The sequence below is a fragment of the Polynucleobacter duraquae genome, from assembly GCF_000973625.1.
Taxonomy (GTDB): domain Bacteria; phylum Pseudomonadota; class Gammaproteobacteria; order Burkholderiales; family Burkholderiaceae; genus Polynucleobacter; species Polynucleobacter duraquae.
In genome coordinates this window covers 1,154,146-1,169,640 of record NZ_CP007501.1, presented here as the reverse complement: position 1 = coordinate 1,169,640, position 15,495 = coordinate 1,154,146, and the positions used below count along the sequence as shown (strand labels likewise).

The 15,495-nt window shown below is 47.3% G+C and carries 15 protein-coding genes; 13 read left to right on the top strand and 2 right to left on the bottom strand.

The features are described from left to right. The first annotated feature begins 29 nt into the window (after positions 1-29). On the top strand, positions 30-851 hold the full coding sequence (locus tag CL55_RS06090; RefSeq protein ID WP_046330296.1) for a 3'-5' exonuclease: 822 nt from the start codon (positions 30-32) through the stop codon (positions 849-851). Further along, a complete protein-coding gene (gene rlmD / locus CL55_RS06085; RefSeq protein ID WP_046330295.1) occupies positions 844-2,277 on the top strand; it encodes a 23S rRNA (uracil(1939)-C(5))-methyltransferase RlmD in 1,434 nt (477 codons plus the stop codon). Before CL55_RS06090 ends, rlmD begins: the two co-directional genes overlap by 8 nt. Before the next feature lie 50 nt (positions 2,278-2,327). Here rlmD and CL55_RS06080 read toward each other — a convergent pair whose 3' ends face one another. Together CL55_RS06080 and CL55_RS06075 are read right to left on the bottom strand one after the other, a co-directional pair. Then, positions 2,328-2,642, bottom strand: coding sequence for an addiction module antidote protein (locus CL55_RS06080; RefSeq protein ID WP_046330294.1), 315 nt, complete (start codon positions 2,640-2,642; stop codon positions 2,328-2,330). A gap of 177 nt (positions 2,643-2,819) precedes the next feature. Beyond that, positions 2,820-3,521: a Bax inhibitor-1 family protein gene (locus CL55_RS06075; protein WP_046330293.1), complete on the bottom strand. Its 702-nt coding sequence runs from the start codon at positions 3,519-3,521 to the stop codon at positions 2,820-2,822. A gap of 294 nt (positions 3,522-3,815) precedes the next feature. On the opposite strand from CL55_RS06075, the gene ndk reads away from it, so the two are divergent. From ndk to hflC, 11 genes are all read left to right on the top strand, one after another. Then, positions 3,816-4,241: a nucleoside-diphosphate kinase gene (gene ndk / locus CL55_RS06070; protein WP_046330292.1), complete on the top strand. Its 426-nt coding sequence runs from the start codon at positions 3,816-3,818 to the stop codon at positions 4,239-4,241. Between the two features lie 91 nt (positions 4,242-4,332). Beyond that, a complete protein-coding gene (gene rlmN / locus CL55_RS06065; RefSeq protein ID WP_046331204.1) occupies positions 4,333-5,529 on the top strand; it encodes a dual-specificity RNA methyltransferase RlmN in 1,197 nt (398 codons plus the stop codon). A gap of 18 nt (positions 5,530-5,547) precedes the next feature. Further along, positions 5,548-6,816, top strand: coding sequence for a flavodoxin-dependent (E)-4-hydroxy-3-methylbut-2-enyl-diphosphate synthase (gene ispG / locus CL55_RS06060; protein WP_046330291.1), 1,269 nt, complete (start codon positions 5,548-5,550; stop codon positions 6,814-6,816). Between the two features lie 78 nt (positions 6,817-6,894). Next, positions 6,895-8,223, top strand: coding sequence for a histidine--tRNA ligase (gene hisS / locus CL55_RS06055; protein ID WP_046330290.1), 1,329 nt, complete (start codon positions 6,895-6,897; stop codon positions 8,221-8,223). 47 nt (positions 8,224-8,270) lie between these two features. Beyond that, the gene (locus CL55_RS06050) at positions 8,271-8,930 is read left to right on the top strand and encodes a YfgM family protein (RefSeq protein WP_046330289.1); all 660 of its coding nucleotides are present in this window, start codon (positions 8,271-8,273) and stop codon (positions 8,928-8,930) included. Next, positions 8,930-10,084, top strand: a complete 1,155-nt coding sequence (gene bamB, locus CL55_RS06045; RefSeq protein ID WP_046330288.1) for an outer membrane protein assembly factor BamB — start codon at positions 8,930-8,932, stop codon at positions 10,082-10,084. Before CL55_RS06050 ends, bamB begins: the two co-directional genes overlap by 1 nt. After that, on the top strand, positions 10,081-11,445 hold the full coding sequence (gene der, locus CL55_RS06040; protein ID WP_046330287.1) for a ribosome biogenesis GTPase Der: 1,365 nt from the start codon (positions 10,081-10,083) through the stop codon (positions 11,443-11,445). The genes bamB and der overlap by 4 nt, the downstream gene beginning before the upstream one ends. Positions 11,446-11,624: 179 nt before the next feature. After that, on the top strand, positions 11,625-11,867 hold the full coding sequence (gene hfq / locus CL55_RS06035) for an RNA chaperone Hfq (protein WP_046330286.1): 243 nt from the start codon (positions 11,625-11,627) through the stop codon (positions 11,865-11,867). Beyond that, positions 11,827-13,101 carry a GTPase HflX gene (gene hflX, locus CL55_RS06030; RefSeq protein ID WP_257719921.1) on the top strand — a complete coding sequence of 425 codons (1,275 nt, stop codon included), beginning with the start codon at positions 11,827-11,829 and terminating at the stop codon, positions 13,099-13,101. Before hfq ends, hflX begins: the two co-directional genes overlap by 41 nt. Continuing rightward, positions 13,094-14,614, top strand: a complete 1,521-nt coding sequence (gene hflK, locus CL55_RS06025; RefSeq protein WP_046330285.1) for an FtsH protease activity modulator HflK — start codon at positions 13,094-13,096, stop codon at positions 14,612-14,614. The genes hflX and hflK overlap by 8 nt, the downstream gene beginning before the upstream one ends. Then, positions 14,614-15,486, top strand: coding sequence for a protease modulator HflC (gene hflC, locus CL55_RS06020; protein ID WP_046330284.1), 873 nt, complete (start codon positions 14,614-14,616; stop codon positions 15,484-15,486). The genes hflK and hflC overlap by 1 nt, the downstream gene beginning before the upstream one ends. The last annotated feature ends 9 nt before the right edge of the window (positions 15,487-15,495 follow it).

The window sequence follows — 15,495 nt, the reverse complement described above, 5'->3', positions numbered from 1 at the left end:
GCTTTCAATCCATTGTTAGCAATCTGAGTATGGCAACCGTTCTCGTCTTTGATATTGAAACTATTCCCGATGTAGTAGGACTGCGTCGTCTCAATGACTATCCGGATACGCTATCAGACAGTGAAGTGGCAAGTAAAGCCATGGCAGAGCGTGCCGAGAAAACCGGTAGCGAATTTCTCCCACTGTATTTGCAACGGATCTGCGCTATCTCCTGTGTCATTCGTAGAACCAGTAAAGATGGCTCTCCACAAATTAAAGTGGGCACGCTAGGCAGTGCGCAAGATGATGAGAAGGTGTTAATCCAGACCTTCTTTGAGCTAGTTGAAAAATATACCCCTCAATTGGTCTCATGGAACGGTAGCGGTTTTGATCTGCCCGTGCTGCACTACCGTGCATTAGCAAACCATGTGCAAGCACCGCGCTATTGGGAGATGGGCGAGAGCCAAGAAAACGATAGCCGTGAATTTAAGTGGAACAACTACATTAGTCGTTATCACATGCGCCATCTAGATCTGATGGACCTCTTGGCGAAATTCAATGGTCGCGCTAATGCACCTTTAGATGGCTTAGCAAAACTCTGTGGTTTCCCAGGCAAGATGGGAATGGATGGTAGCCAAGTATGGCCTGCCTATCAAGACGGCAGAATTGATGAGATCCGTCGTTATTGCGAAACTGATGTGGTCAATACCTATCTGATGTATTGCCGCTTTCAACTTCTGCGTGGTGGTTTTTCATTAGAAGAATACAAAGAAGAAATTACTTTCGTTAAAGCGTATTTAGAAAAAGAGTCTAAAGAGCCACATGGTGAGCAGTGGCAAGAATATCTCTTAGGCTTCACTCCGGATGCGTAGAGGAGAAAAGCCAGTCCACATTGTGGTGACTGAGCCAGTACGAGTTGATTCTCTTGATCTAGATGCGCAAGGCATTGCACGCTTGGCGCCCAACGAAGAGGATGCCGCCCAAGGTCAAAGTGGCAAAGTCATCTTTATTCAAGGCGCTTTGCCAACTGAGCTAGTGACTTATGTCATTACGCGTGACAAAGCCCGCTTCAGTAAAGCTAAAGTTCTCGACATTCTCAAGCCTGCGGTATTTAGAGCTGAGCCCAAGTGCAAAGCGTTTGGAGTGTGTGGTGGTTGCACTATGCAGCACTTAGATATTCGAGCGCAGGTAGCAATGAAGCAGCGCGTACTAGAAGATGACTTAAAACATATCGCCAAAGTAGCTCCTGAAGAGATTCTTCGTCCGATGGGTGGCCCCGCTTGGGAGTATCGCCATCGCGCACGCTTAAGTGCTGTCAATCGCTCCATTAAAAAAGGTACTGTGCTGATTGGATTTCATGAAGGCAAGAGTGGCTATGTCGCTGATATGACTGCTTGCGAGATTTTGCCAAAGCATGTTTCCGATTTGTTGCCAGCAATGCGTCAGTTGGTCAATGGTTTATCCATTGTGGATCGCATGCCCCAAATTGAAATCGCTGTAGGCGAGCCTGAGAATCCTAATTCAGATGATCCTAAAAAAACAAAGCCTGTCACCGCCTTGGTATTCAGAAATCTTCTGCCCTTAACGCCAGCAGATGAACAGTTACTCAAAGACTTTGCTGATCAGCATCAGGTCTGGGTCTGGTTGCAGCCCAAAGGTATCGAAACCGTTGCGCCGTTCTATCCATCAACGGGCAAGCTTTGTTACCGCCTGCCTGAATTTGAAATCGAGATGCCCTTCAAACCGGCGGATTTCACGCAAGTCAATCACATGATGAATCGTGCATTGGTCAGTAGGGCGATTCGCCTCTTAGATGTACAGGCAAGCGATCGAGTGCTCGACTTATTCTGCGGCATTGGCAATTTCACCTTGCCGCTGGCAAGACGAGCAAACGCCGTCTTAGGTATTGAAGGCTTAGAAACCCTAACAACCAGAGCGAAAGCCAATGCGGAGCACAATCTGCTCGCAGACAAGGTGGGCTTTATGCAAAGCAACCTGTTTGAAGTGACAGCCGAAACAATTGCATCATGGGGTAAAGCTGAGCGCTGGTTAATGGATCCGCCGCGCGAAGGTGCTATGGAAATATGCCAAGCCTTAGCCCTATTGCATGAGCAAGGTAGCGATCTCCCGCCGCAACGTATTGTCTATGTCTCCTGTAATCCCAAAACCCTAGCTAGAGATACAGATATTTTGTGCCATCAAGCAGGCTACATTCTCAAGAGTGCAGGCATTGTGAATATGTTCCCCCATACCTCCCATGTGGAATCTGTTGCAGTCTTTGATCTTGCTAGTGACTAAGGATATGGAGGCGGAAAGAGGGGTTGAGGAAAAAGGGCGGCCAGAGAAATTTAAATTCTTTGTGCAACTAATTTGATGCCTAAAGCCCCAATAACCTTGTTAATGGTATCAAAACGGGGCTTAGCATTTGGTCTTAGCGCCTTATAAAGTGCCTCACGGGTAATGCCTGTGGTTTGGGCAATTTGGGCCATACCTTTGGCTCTAGCAATATCACCAAGAGCCTCCGCTAATAATGCATCATCGCCTTCTTCAAGCACCTGGTTCAGGTATTCCGTTATGGCTTTATCACTATTTAAATAGCGCGCCATATCAAAGTTAGGCAGTTCATCGATCTTGGTTTTCTTTATCTCTTTAACGGCTTTCATGATTCCTCCAACGTTTTTAGCATTTTCTTGACTGCCTTAATATCTGCTGTTTGGCTTGATTTATTTCCCCAGCAGTCTTTGATTGCGCGTGAATTTAGCATAAGTAATTAGGGTAAAGAGTTTAGGTAAAGAAAAAGGCACCCACAGGTGCCTTTTCTATTGCAGCTTAACTAATGCTTACTCTTTATTGCCACCCATAATGCCCAAGAGTGCGAGCAAGTTGGTGAAGACGTTATAGACATCTAGGTAGATAGCTAAAGTAGCCATGACGTAGTTTGTCTCGCCACCGTTGATGATGCGCTGTACGTCAACCAAAATGAAAGCTGAGAAGATCGCAATTGCGAGAACCATCACAGTGAGCATCAAAGCAGGTAGTTGCAACCAGATGTTGGCTAATGAAGCCACGATCAAGAGCAGTACACCTACCATCAACCATTTACCCATGCCTGAGAAGTCGCTCTTACTCACAGTAGCAATGGTTGCCATCACAGCAAAAATTGCCGCAGTGCCACCAAAGGCCAGCATGATCAAGGTAGCGCCATTGCTGTAGCTATTTAAGGTGTAACCCACTAAGCCGGACATCATGATGCCCATAAAGAAGGTGAAACCCAGCAGCAACAGAACGCCTGCTCCAGTGTCTTTGTTTTTCTCAATCGCCCAGAAGAAGCCAAAAGCGATTGCCATAAAGACGATGAAGCCTAGAAAAGGACTACCCGCCATGAAGTTAAGCCCAAAAGCAACGCCGAGCCATGCGCCAATGACAGTAGGAACCATCGAAAGCGCCAAAAGGGCGTAAGTGTTGCGCAGTACGCGGTTGCGTACTTGAGGGGTGCTAATCGAGCCAGTTTGCCCAAAGCCGTAAGAGTTTAGATCGCTCATATTGACTCCTTTTTTCAAAGTAAAAACATAAGCCCACAAGGGACTGTTGACAGTAAGTATAGACAAAATAGGGTAATTTCAAGCCCCCCTGTAAAAAGACTACAAATCATAGGGTTATGCCCTGTAAATTCAAGGGCTTAGCCACGCTCAGATCAGGGTAAATACGGTCAGCCGATGTATAATTTGGGGGTCGCTGAATTCCTAGGGCGCTGTAGTGAGCGGGAAAGAAGTTCTTTCTAAGCCTAATTCAGTGCCAATTTGGCAAAATCTTTGAAATCACTATTGGAGTTTTACATGGCTATCGAACGCACCCTTTCTATTATCAAACCTGACGCAGTAGCAAAAAACGTGATCGGCAAGATCTATGACCGTTTCGAGTCAGCTGGTTTGAAGATTGTTGCGTCCAGAATGGCGCATTTGTCACAAGCTGAAGCTGAGCAGTTCTACGCTGTTCATGCAGCACGCCCTTTCTTTAAAGATTTGGTGAGCTTCATGATTTCCGGTCCTGTAATGATTCAGGTATTGGAAGGCGAAGGCGCGATTGCTAAGAACCGTGACTTGATGGGCGCTACCGATCCTAAGAAGGCGGACAAAGGCACTATCCGTGCTGACTTTGCTGACAGCATTGATGCAAACGCGGTTCATGGCTCTGATGCTCCTGAAACTGCTGCTGTCGAAGTTGCATTCTTCTTCGCTGGCATGAACGTTTTCAATCGTTAATTCACGATTGCTCACGAACAACCTATTTAATACATAAGTAGGCGCATTGACCTCCCCGCGCGTAAATCTCTTAGATTTTGACGCTGACCAAATGGCAGCGTATGTCGCGGGGTTGAATGAAAAGCCCTTTAGGGCCAAGCAACTCATGCAGTGGATCCACCAACGCGGTGTATCCAACATCAACGACATGAGTGATCTAGCAAAAAGCTTTAGAGCGACATTGCTCGATAAGGCAGAAGTTCTTTCACTTCCCATCATTAAAGATGAGCATGCAGCCGATGGCACCCGCAAGTGGTTACTCGATGTTGGCGCTGGCAATGCCGTGGAGTCTGTATTTATTCCTGAAGATGATCGTGGCACCTTGTGCATTTCATCTCAGGCTGGTTGCGCAGTCAATTGCCGTTTTTGCTCAACCGGGCATCAAGGCTTCTCCCGCAATCTCACCGCTGGTGAAATCATTGGCCAACTCTGGTTTGCTGAGCACTTGCTCCGCACTGATCCAAATGCAGTTCGCCGTATTGAGAAATACCCCACGCCAGGCTGGGAGCATACGGGTCGTGTGATCTCGAATGTGGTCTTGATGGGTATGGGTGAGCCTTTGCTCAACTATGACAACGTGGTGACGGCTTTACGTTTGATGCTTGATGACAGAGCCTATGGTTTATCACGCCGTCGTGTGACTCTCTCTACCTCTGGCGTGGTACCGATGATGGATCGCTTAGCACAAGATTGCCCAGTTGCCTTGGCGGTGTCGCTACATGCGCCGAATGACAAGCTACGTGATCAACTCGTTCCACTTAATCAAAAATATCCCTTAAGAGAATTACTTGCTGCGTGCGAACGGTATTTACCTTTTGCCCCAAGAGATTTTTTAACCTTTGAATACTGCATGCTCGATGGTGTCAATGACTCGGACATCCAAGCTAAAGAACTAGTGCGTTTATTAGCCAACATCAAGTGCAAAATTAATTTGATTCCATTTAATCCTTTCCCAGAGTCTGGATTAAAACGCTCATCAGCGCAGCGTGTTCATGCCTTCGCCAGCATTTTATTGGATGCAGGCATGGTAGCTACTGTTCGCAAAACCCGTGGCGATGATATTGCTGCAGCTTGCGGTCAATTAGCGGGTGATGTGGTTGACCGTACTAGAGTGCGCGAGCGTGCCGTGCATGACCAGCAGATTCATTTGGATCAAGATGACGATATTGACAGTCTTGATGATGAAGAAGAAGAGCAAGAGTACCAAGCTGAACGCCCAGTTCAATGGCTTAAAAGATTAGACGACTAATTTCATAAAAAGAGTCCTATGAGTGATACCTCTAACAATTCCCCAAAGCTGCCATTAGGTCCATCGCCAAAGCGGGAAACACGTCAAGCAACGGTTGCTTGGAAAACCAACATCATTACGATTGGTGGTAACGCGCCAGTGCGTGTCCAATCGATGACTAATACCGATACTGCTGATGCAGTCGGTACTGCTATACAGATTAAAGAGTTAGCTCGTGCTGGTTCGGAGATGGTGCGCATTACTGTCGATACACCAGCTGCAGCTGCCGCAGTTCCGTATATTCGTGAGCAGTTAGACAAGATGGATGTCTTGGTGCCATTGATCGGTGACTTTCACTACAACGGTCATACCCTATTAAAAGACTACCCCGAGTGTGCCAAGGCTTTATCAAAGTATCGAATCAATCCCGGCAATGTAGGTAAGGGTGCTAAACGTGATCCGCAATTTGCGCAAATGATTGAAGCGGCCTGTACATACGATAAGCCGATTCGGATTGGCGTGAACTGGGGTAGCTTGGATCAAGACTTGCTGGCTAGCATCATGGATGCTAATGCAGCGCTGCCAGTTCCCAAGACTGCGCAAGAAGTCATGATTGAGGCTTTGATTCAGTCAGCCTTACAGTCTGCTGAAAAAGCGGTGGAGTTTGGTATGAATCCAAACCAAATTATTTTGTCTTGCAAAGTGAGCAACGTCCAAGATTTGGTAGCGGTCTATCGCGATCTTTCTAATCGCTCAGATTACCCGTTACATTTGGGATTAACCGAAGCAGGCATGGGAAGCAAAGGTATTGTTTCCTCCACTGCAGCATTGGGTATCTTGTTGCAAGAGGGTATTGGCGACACCATTCGAGTTTCTTTAACACCTGACCCAGGTGCGCCACGAGAGAATGAAATCATTGTGGCTCAAGAGATTTTGCAAACCATGGGATTGCGTAATTTCACACCCATGGTGATTGCTTGTCCGGGCTGTGGCAGAACAACCAGCACCACCTTTCAGGAATTAGCTGCCAACATACAGTCTTATCTGCGTCAGCAAATGCCGGTGTGGAAAAAGACCCATCCAGGTGTTGAGGCGATGAATGTCGCTGTGATGGGTTGTATTGTCAATGGCCCCGGAGAGAGTAAGCACGCCAATATTGGTATTTCATTGCCAGGCACTGGCGAGACTCCTGCCGCACCGGTATTTGTGGATGGCATCAAAGTCAAAACTTTGCGTGGCGAAAATATTGCTCAAGAGTTTCAGGTCATTGTCGATGAGTACGTTCAGAAGAATTACGCTCCGAAGTAACAGTAAGCCAAAAACCAGAGCCAAAGCTATAGCAACAACATACAACAATAATAAAAAAGAAACTGAGCAAAGCACATCATGACTGAACAGGCAAACCCAGCTAAAGCGCAAAAGATTCAGAAAATTAATGGCGTACGTGGCATGAATGATCTCTTGCCAGCAGATGCTGCGCAGTGGACACATTTAGAGCATGTTCTGCGTGATCTCACGCGTGCTTACGGTTATGAATTTTTACGCACGCCCATTGTTGAAGCGACTGCAGTGTTTCAGCGCGGGATTGGTGAAGTAACCGATATTGTTGAAAAAGAGATGTATTCGTTTGAGGATCGCCTGAATGGTGAGCAACTCACATTGCGTCCAGAAGGCACTGCTGCTGTCGTGCGCGCCGTGGTTGAAAACAATTTACTGTACGAAGGGCCAAAGCGTCTTTGGTATACCGGACCCATGTTCCGCCATGAGCGTCCACAACGTGGCCGCTATCGTCAGTTCCATCAATTTGGTATTGAAGCGATGGGCTTTGCTGGCCCAGATATCGATGCAGAAATCATTTTGATGGGTCAACGCCTGTGGGATGAGCTCGGACTGAAGGGTGTACGTTTAGAGATTAATTCTTTAGGGCAAGCTCCTGAGCGCGCAGAACATCGCGCTGCCTTGGTAACGTACTTCGAGAAAAGCAAAGATCAACTCGATGAAGATTCACAGCGTCGTTTGTTAACGAACCCATTACGCATCTTGGATTCTAAGAATCCGGCAATGCAAGAGTTGATTGAAGGCGCACCCAAGTTATTGGATTTCTTAGGCGAAGAATCACTCAAGCATTTTGAGGCGGTGCAAACATTACTCAAGGCTAATAATATTCCTTGCAAGATCAACCCCCGTTTAGTGCGTGGCTTAGATTATTACAACCTGACTGTGTTTGAGTGGATTACCGAAGAGTTAGGAGCGCAAGGCACGATTGCCGGTGGTGGTCGCTATGACCCTTTGATTGAGCGTATGGGTGGTAAAGCTGCCCCAGCTTGCGGTTGGGCAATGGGTATGGAACGTGTCTTGGAGCTGATGAAGGTTTCTGGATCTTTGCCGGAAGCGCCGGCTCAATGCGATGCTTTTGTTATTCACCAAGGGGGTGAGACTTTAACTTCCGCCATGATCATTGCTGAGCGCTTACGTAATGCGGGTATTGATGCCATCCTCTTTTGCCCTCCTGATGGCCAGGCTGCTAGCTTTAAGTCACAAATGAAGAAGGCGGATGCGAGTGGGGCAGCCTATGCTGTCATCATTGGACCGGATGAATTAGCTAAAAACGAGGCTCAACTCAAAGATTTGCGTAGTACTGGTGAGCAGAAAGCGGTAGCCCTGGACAGCGTTGTAGAAGCAGTAATTGACGCCATAGTTGGCGCCACCGAATAGAATTAAGACATTCACTATTAATACTGTATTTATTTGCTTGGATTGACATGCCTTTAGACCTAGAAGAACAAGAACAATTAGATCAACTTAAAGCGTTTTGGCAAAAGTATCGCAATCTGATCACTGGTGTGGTCACGGCTGCTTTATTTGCCTATGCGGGGTATAACGGATATCAATGGTGGCGTACTAGCCAAGCTGCGGCTGCATCCCAGTTATACGAGACCATGGTTACTGCGATCAACAAGGGCGATAAAGATCAAACTTTACTCGCCGCTGATGATTTGCAAAAACAGTTCTCTAGTACGCCCTATGCTGCAATGTCTAGTTTAGTAGCTGCGAAGATTGCCGCTGATGCAGGTGACTCAGCCAAAGCAATCGATTATTTGCGCTGGGCTACCAAGAACGCATCTGACCAAGGATATCTAGCCTTAGCTAAGTTGCGCTTAACAGCTCAATTAATTGAGCTAGGCACTGAAAAGGATTTTGCAGAAGCGGATGCCATATTGAAGGAGAAGCCTGTTTCAGGTTTTGAGGCTTTGTGGTCAGAGCGTCGCGGCGATTGGTATCTAGCGCAAAAGAATACGGCTGATGCACGCAAGAGCTATGAGGCTGCATGGAAGCAGTTAAATGATTCAAAAGAATTCCCTGAAGAGGCGCGTCGTCTCTTGAAGGTTAAATTAGATGCCGTCGGAGGAGTAGCTCAGTGATGATGGATTGCAAACGCGTAGCAAAACTAGCAAGTACAGCTTTAGTACTAGGCTCGGTGGTAGTGGCCCTAGTAGCTTGTTCAGGCGGCTCGCGTGTGCGCAAGCCTGCTGAGCTAGTTCCCGTTAGCAATCAATTTGATTTTGCTCCCGTATGGACAACTAGCGTAGGTTCATCTGAGCCATTTAATTTTCATCCTGCGGTAGCGGGCGATGCTGTTTATGCCGCCTCTCATCGCGGTAATCTTGCCAAGATTGATTTACGTACTGGTCAAAAAGTATGGGAAGTATCTGTACCAGACCGCCTATCGATTGGACCTGGATCAGATGGTCGCACGACGGCAGTAGTCACCACCAAAGGCACTGTCTATGCTTATGACGATATTGGTAAGCCTATTTGGAATGTCAGTGTTGGCAGTGAAGTCCTATCAGAGCCAGTGGTTGCTGGCGGTATAGTCATCATTCGCACCTTGGATAATCGCTTTGTTGGTTTTGATGCTCAGACCGGTGTACGTAAGTGGACTTATCAACGTCAACAATCCGCTCTGTCATTGCGCGTTGGTTACGGCATGCTTGCCATCGGTAATGAGGTGATTGTGACTGGGTTTGCCGGGGGTCGCTTTGGGATGATTGCGATTGCGAATGGGGGTCTTGTTTGGGAGACTCCTGTTTCGTTTCCAAAAGGATTCTCTGAAATTGAGCGCCTCAATGATGTGACTGCTAAGCCAAGTATGGAAGGCGAAATTATTTGCGCCGTCTCTTATCAGGGTCGCGTAGGTTGTGGTCAAGCGCGCACAGGTAATTTATTGTGGTTCAAAGATTATTCAAGCTATACCGGTACAGCGCAAAGCCCTGATTTGGTTTTCTCCTCAAACGAAAAATCGCATGTCACTGCATTTGCGGTGAAAGATGGTTCACAAGCTTGGGAAAATACTCAGCTAACATTTAGAGATGTTGGTGAGCCGATGGCGGTTGGTAAGGTATTACTCGTTGGTGATGCGCAAGGTTATGTGCATGCACTCTCACAAGCGAATGGTGAAATGGTGGCACGCATTCGTCATGACAGTAGTCCCATCACAGCTGCACCGATTGCGGTGAACGGCCTCATCTTGGTTCAGTCTCAAGGTGGAAAACTAGCGGCGTACAGTCCAAAATGAATCCAGTAATTACTATTGTCGGTCGTCCTAACGTTGGCAAATCGACACTGTTTAATCGGCTTACACGTTCACGTGATGCATTGGTCGCAGACTTTTCAGGTCTAACCCGCGACCGTCACTACGGTAAAGGCCGCATCGGCGAGCGCGCATTTATTTGCGTAGACACTGGCGGATTTGAGCCTGTAGCGAAGACCGGCATTGTGGCCGAGATGGCCAAGCAAACCAAGCAAGCTGTTGCGGAATCAGACATTATTATTTTCTTGGTGGATGGCCGTTTGGGTATGGCCCCACAAGACCGTGTGATTGCGGATTTCTTGCGCAAGACGGGTAGACCGATCATCCTAGCAGTGAACAAGACTGAAGGTATGCAGTCTGGTGTGGTTACCGCAGACTTTCATGAGCTGGGCTTAGGTGAGCCATTTCCGATTTCATCGGCGCACGGTGATGGTGTTCGTGGTTTGATTGATGATGCTTTGGATTCTTTAGGCATACCAGAGCCAGAACCAGAAGAACAAGAAAACGATCCTAATCGTCCAATGAAGATTGCGGTAGTGGGTCGTCCTAACGTTGGTAAATCCACTCTGATCAATAAATTGATCGGTGAAGAGCGTGTGATCGCATTTGATATGCCAGGCACAACGCGCGATGCAATTGAAGTGCCCTTTGAGCGCAATGGTAAGCCGTATATTCTGGTAGATACCGCGGGTCTGCGCCGTCGTGGAAAAGTATTTGAAGCGATTGAGAAGTTCTCAGTGGTGAAAACATTACAGGCGATTGCAGATTGCAATGTCGTCATTCTGATGCTCGATGCCCAGCAAGATATTTCTGAGCAAGACGCTCATATTGCTGGATTTATTGTTGAGGCAGGACGTGCATTGGTAGTGGCCGTGAACAAGTGGGACGGTCTTGATTCTTACGTCAAAGAGCGTGCGCGTTTAGAGATCGCTCAAAAATTACGCTTCCTCGATTTTGCAAACGTACATCCGATTTCTGCCAAGAAGGGTACTGGTCTCAAAGAGTTATTTAAGGACGTTGATCTCGCTTATGCCGCAGCCATGGCGAAATTACCAACCCCTAAACTCACCCGCATTTTGCAAGATGCTATTGAGCACCAGCAGCCTAAGCGTGTGGGCATGGGTCGTCCAAAATTGCGCTATGCCCACCAAGGTGGTATGAATCCCCCCATTGTGGTGATTCATGGAACATCCTTGAGTGGTGTAACTGATAGTTACAAGCGTTATCTAGAAGGTCGCTTTAGAGAAGTCTTTAAGTTAATAGGCACCCCATTACGGATTCAGATGAATACCGCTAAAAACCCCTATGTTGATGCTGACAAGGGTAAAAAAGGTAAAAAGAAGTAAAAAAGTAAAAATAGCGCTACAGTTTTAATTGTGTTTTAAGTGGGGGGACTTGTTTTTTGAATATCAGACCCCTTATGTTGGAGACAGGTAGTAGTTTTAGTAACACCTAGTAGTTGAATAGAAGATAAAAAAAGCAAGACTCCCAAAATAGCAGCAAATAAAAACCATCAAGGAGCAGTATGAACAACAGCAAAACCCAATTACTTCAGGATCCATTCCTCAATGCCCTGCGCAAAGAGCATGTGCCTGTCTCCATCTATCTGGTTAATGGCATTAAGTTGCAAGGTAATATTGAATCGTTTGATCAATACGTAGTCCTCTTACGTAACACCGTAACTCAGATGGTTTACAAGCACGCTATTTCTACGATTGTTCCTGCTCGTGCAGTGGAGTTCCGCACGGAAGAAGCTAGCTCTGTTTAAAACGGGTGTAGATGCGGCGCGTGCCGTTCTGGTTGGAGTCGATACAGGCCGCGAAGATTTTGCGGACAGCATGGCTGAACTCAGCCTGCTCGCACAGAGTGCCGGCTCGATACCTATTACTAGTGTGATTGCCCGCAAGGGTAAAACCGATCCCGCTCTATTTATTGGCTCAGGCAAAGCGAACGAAGTTAAAAAAGCGATGGAAGAGGAGGGTGCCGAATTGGTCATCTTTAACCATCCTTTATCCCCAACTCAGCAACGCAATTTAGAACGCCATATTGGCTTTCATGTCATGGACCGTACGGGTCTCATTTTGGACATCTTTAGCCAAAGAGCGCAAAGTCATATTGGTAAAACGCAGGTTGAGCTAGCTCAGGTTCGCTACCGCATGTCTAGACTGGTACGTGCCTGGAGTCACTTAGAGCGTCAACGGGGTGGTATTGGTGTGCGTGGTGGTCCTGGTGAAACTCAGATGGAGTTAGACCGACGGATGCTGGCGACCAAGGCGAAGCGTCTAGAGCTGGAGTTGGAGAAGCTTCAGCGCCAGCAAAGAACCCAAAGAAGAGCCCGTAATCGCAAGGATGTCTTTTCGGTTTCGCTGGTGGGTTACACCAACGCCGGTAAATCCACCTTGTTTAATGCCCTTACAAAAGCAGGGACTTATGCGGCAGATCAGTTATTTGCAACCCTGGATACAACCTCCCGTAAAGTCCATTTAGACGGTGTGGGTTCAATAGTGGTTTCCGATACCGTAGGTTTCATCCGTGAGTTACCTCACCAACTGGTGGAGGCGTTTAGGGCCACCTTGGATGAAACTATTCATGCAGATCTGATTTTGCATGTGATTGACGCCTGTAGCCCGGTCGCAAGGGAGCAAAAGGCCGAAGTAGAGGCTGTTTTACGGGAAATTGGGGCCGATGACATCCCCCGTATCGAGATCATGAACAAGATTGACCAGATGCCCCAGACCTTTACGGAAGGGGCTGTCCTGACTCGCGATTCGGAGGGGATTCCGAGTCAGGTTTTCCTCTCTGCCAGAACTGGCTTAGGCCTTGATTTATTGCGCTCAGCCCTTGCTGAATGCTCTCAAATGACTGATAGAATAAGGATCGAGCAGAATCGCGCCAAAGTTCAAATGAACCCCGACGAGTTTTTAGCTCCTTTACCAGAACGACCAGAAACTTCCGAATTTAATCCGATTCCTAACCGTAAGTACTCACCAAACGATGCGTAAATTTCTCGAACTGTTTTCGATCAATGATCCAGGCTGGGGTAATAGTCAACCTGGAAGCGGATCTAAAGATGCTAAAGAGGGTCAAGGTTCTAATCAGGCTCCAAAAGGAGACCCTGCTAACCCGGGATCGGATAAGCCTGTTGAAACTCAACCTCAGAATCAGCCTGCGCGACCAAACGGCCCGCCAGACTTAGATGAGTTATGGCGTGACTTTAATGACCGCCTAAGCGGAATCTTTGGCGGCAAGAAAAAGCCAGGCTCTACATCAGGCACAACAGCGAATAAGCCAAACAGTGCTGATATTCCTCCACCATCACAACGTGGCAATGGTGGCGGTAACGGCGGCGGCAACGGTAACGGCGGCGGTGGTTTTAATGTACCCAACTTTAATTTCACTAACCCCTTTGGTTCCAAATTCACAGTGATCATGGCTGCAGGCGGCGTAGTAGTGCTGTGGATTTTTAGTGGTTTCTACATCATTCAAGAAGGCCAGTCGGGCGTGGTTACCACTTTTGGTAAGTATGCTTACACTGCAGGTCCTGGTATTAACTGGCGCATGCCTTGGCCTGTTCAGACTGAGCAAATCGTGAACGTCTCCGGAGTGCGCTCTGTCGAGGTTGGCCGTTCTATTTTGATTAAAGCAACTAACCAAAAAGACACTTCCATGCTCACTGAAGACGAAAACATCATTGATGTGCGTTTTGCAGTTCAGTACCGCTTAAAAGATCCAACTGACTATTTGTTTAATAATCGCGATCCCGATACCACCGTGGTTCAAGCTGCAGAAACTGCAGTGCGTGAAATTGTGGCGCGTAGCAAGATGGACACCGTTTTATATGAAGGTCGCGAAAAGATTGCGATTGATTTAGCTGCCTCAATACAGAAAATTCTGGATAGCTACAAAACCGGTATTTATGTGACCAGCGTGACTGTTCAAAACGTTCAGCCGCCTGAGCAAGTTCAAGCTTCATTTGATGATGCTGTTAAGGCCGGCCAAGATCAGGAGCGTCTGAAGAGTGAAGGTCAGGCATATGCGAACGACATCATTCCACGTGCAAAGGGTACTGCTGATCGACTCATTCAAGAGGCTGAAGGATATAAGGCTAGAGTAGTTGCAACCGCAGAGGGTGATGCAAATCGCTTCAAGCAAGTTCAGACTGAGTATGCAAAAGCACCTGGCGTGACGCGTGACCGTATGTACATTGATAGTATGCGAGAGATGTATAACAACGTGTCTAAAGTTTTGGTAGACACTACAAAGAGCAACAGCATGCTATATCTGCCTCTGGATAAAATCATTGCTCAAGTCAGTGCAGAAAGCACACAAGTCGCTACTGGTCAGGCACCAGCTACAACGCCTACTGGGTCTGTAACCGTGGGTGGTGCGACGGGCAATCCAGCAGCACCATTTAGCAACAATGCAACTAGCCCAAGCCCAAGCAATACCTCTGGCGTTGGCGCTTCCGAAAAACGTGACGGCCTGAGAAACCGTGATAGAGGGGATGCAAGATAATGAATGCCAATCGTCTCTTAGCCGCTATAGCTGGTCTGATCGGCCTTTTCTATGTACTGACTTCCAGTATTTTTGTAGTCGATCAGCGTAACTACGCAGTGGTGTTTTCATTCGGTCAAATTGTGCGTGTGATTGAGCAGCCTGGCTTGCAAGCTAAGCTCCCAGCGCCTTTTGAAAACGTACGCTTTTTTGATCGTCGTATTTTGACGATTGATACTCCGGAAGCGGAGCGCTTTATTACTTCTGAGAAGAAAAATCTCTTGGTAGATTCTTATGTGAAGTGGCGCATTGTTGATCCCCGCAAGTTCTTTGTTAGTTTTAAAGGTGATGAACGCTTGGCACAGGATCGCTTAACTCAGTTAGTGCGATCTGCCTTGAACGAAGAGTTCACTAAACGCACAGTCAGAGAGATCATTTCTGACCAACGTGAACAAGTGATGCAGGGTATTCGTAAAAAGGTAGCTGATGATGCATCTGATATCGGTGTTGAAATAGTCGACGTTCGCCTCAAGCGCGTAGATCTCTTGGCTGAAATCAGCGACTCCGTCTACCGACGAATGGAAGCAGAGCGTAAACGTGTTGCTAATGAGTTGCGCTCCACCGGTGCCGCAGAGTCAGACAAGATTCGAGCTAATGCAGAGCGACAACGTGACACGATTTTAGCTGAAGCCTATCGTGAAGCGCAGAAAATTAAAGGTTCTGGTGATGCTAAAGCAACCGCTTTATATGCAGATGCATTTGGACGTGATCCTCAGTTCGCTCAGTTCTATCAGAGTCTCCAGGCCTACCGTAGTTCCTTCAAGGATAAGCGGGATGTGATGGTGGTTGAGCCTAATAGCGAGTTCTTCAAATTCATGAACAAAAAAAATTAAGAGTGAATG

What these genes read in the sequence shown, in the direction of transcription:
- CL55_RS06080 (WP_046330294.1), bottom strand. Translation starts at nt 2,642, where the DNA reads ATGAAAGCCGTTAAAGAGATAAAGAAAACCAAGATCGATGAACTGCCT.
- rlmN (WP_046331204.1), top strand. Translation starts at nt 4,333, where the DNA reads ATGGCAGCGTATGTCGCGGGGTTGAATGAAAAGCCCTTTAGGGCCAAG.
- hfq (WP_046330286.1), top strand. Translation starts at nt 11,625, where the DNA reads ATGAACAACAGCAAAACCCAATTACTTCAGGATCCATTCCTCAATGCC.
- der (WP_046330287.1), top strand. Translation starts at nt 10,081, where the DNA reads ATGAATCCAGTAATTACTATTGTCGGTCGTCCTAACGTTGGCAAATCG.
- bamB (WP_046330288.1), top strand. Translation starts at nt 8,930, where the DNA reads ATGATGGATTGCAAACGCGTAGCAAAACTAGCAAGTACAGCTTTAGTA.
- hisS (WP_046330290.1), top strand. Translation starts at nt 6,895, where the DNA reads ATGACTGAACAGGCAAACCCAGCTAAAGCGCAAAAGATTCAGAAAATT.
- hflK (WP_046330285.1), top strand. Translation starts at nt 13,094, where the DNA reads ATGCGTAAATTTCTCGAACTGTTTTCGATCAATGATCCAGGCTGGGGT.
- CL55_RS06050 (WP_046330289.1), top strand. Translation starts at nt 8,271, where the DNA reads ATGCCTTTAGACCTAGAAGAACAAGAACAATTAGATCAACTTAAAGCG.
- rlmD (WP_046330295.1), top strand. Translation starts at nt 844, where the DNA reads ATGCGTAGAGGAGAAAAGCCAGTCCACATTGTGGTGACTGAGCCAGTA.
- CL55_RS06090 (WP_046330296.1), top strand. Translation starts at nt 30, where the DNA reads ATGGCAACCGTTCTCGTCTTTGATATTGAAACTATTCCCGATGTAGTA.
- hflC (WP_046330284.1), top strand. Translation starts at nt 14,614, where the DNA reads ATGAATGCCAATCGTCTCTTAGCCGCTATAGCTGGTCTGATCGGCCTT.
- ispG (WP_046330291.1), top strand. Translation starts at nt 5,548, where the DNA reads ATGAGTGATACCTCTAACAATTCCCCAAAGCTGCCATTAGGTCCATCG.
- CL55_RS06075 (WP_046330293.1), bottom strand. Translation starts at nt 3,521, where the DNA reads ATGAGCGATCTAAACTCTTACGGCTTTGGGCAAACTGGCTCGATTAGC.
- ndk (WP_046330292.1), top strand. Translation starts at nt 3,816, where the DNA reads ATGGCTATCGAACGCACCCTTTCTATTATCAAACCTGACGCAGTAGCA.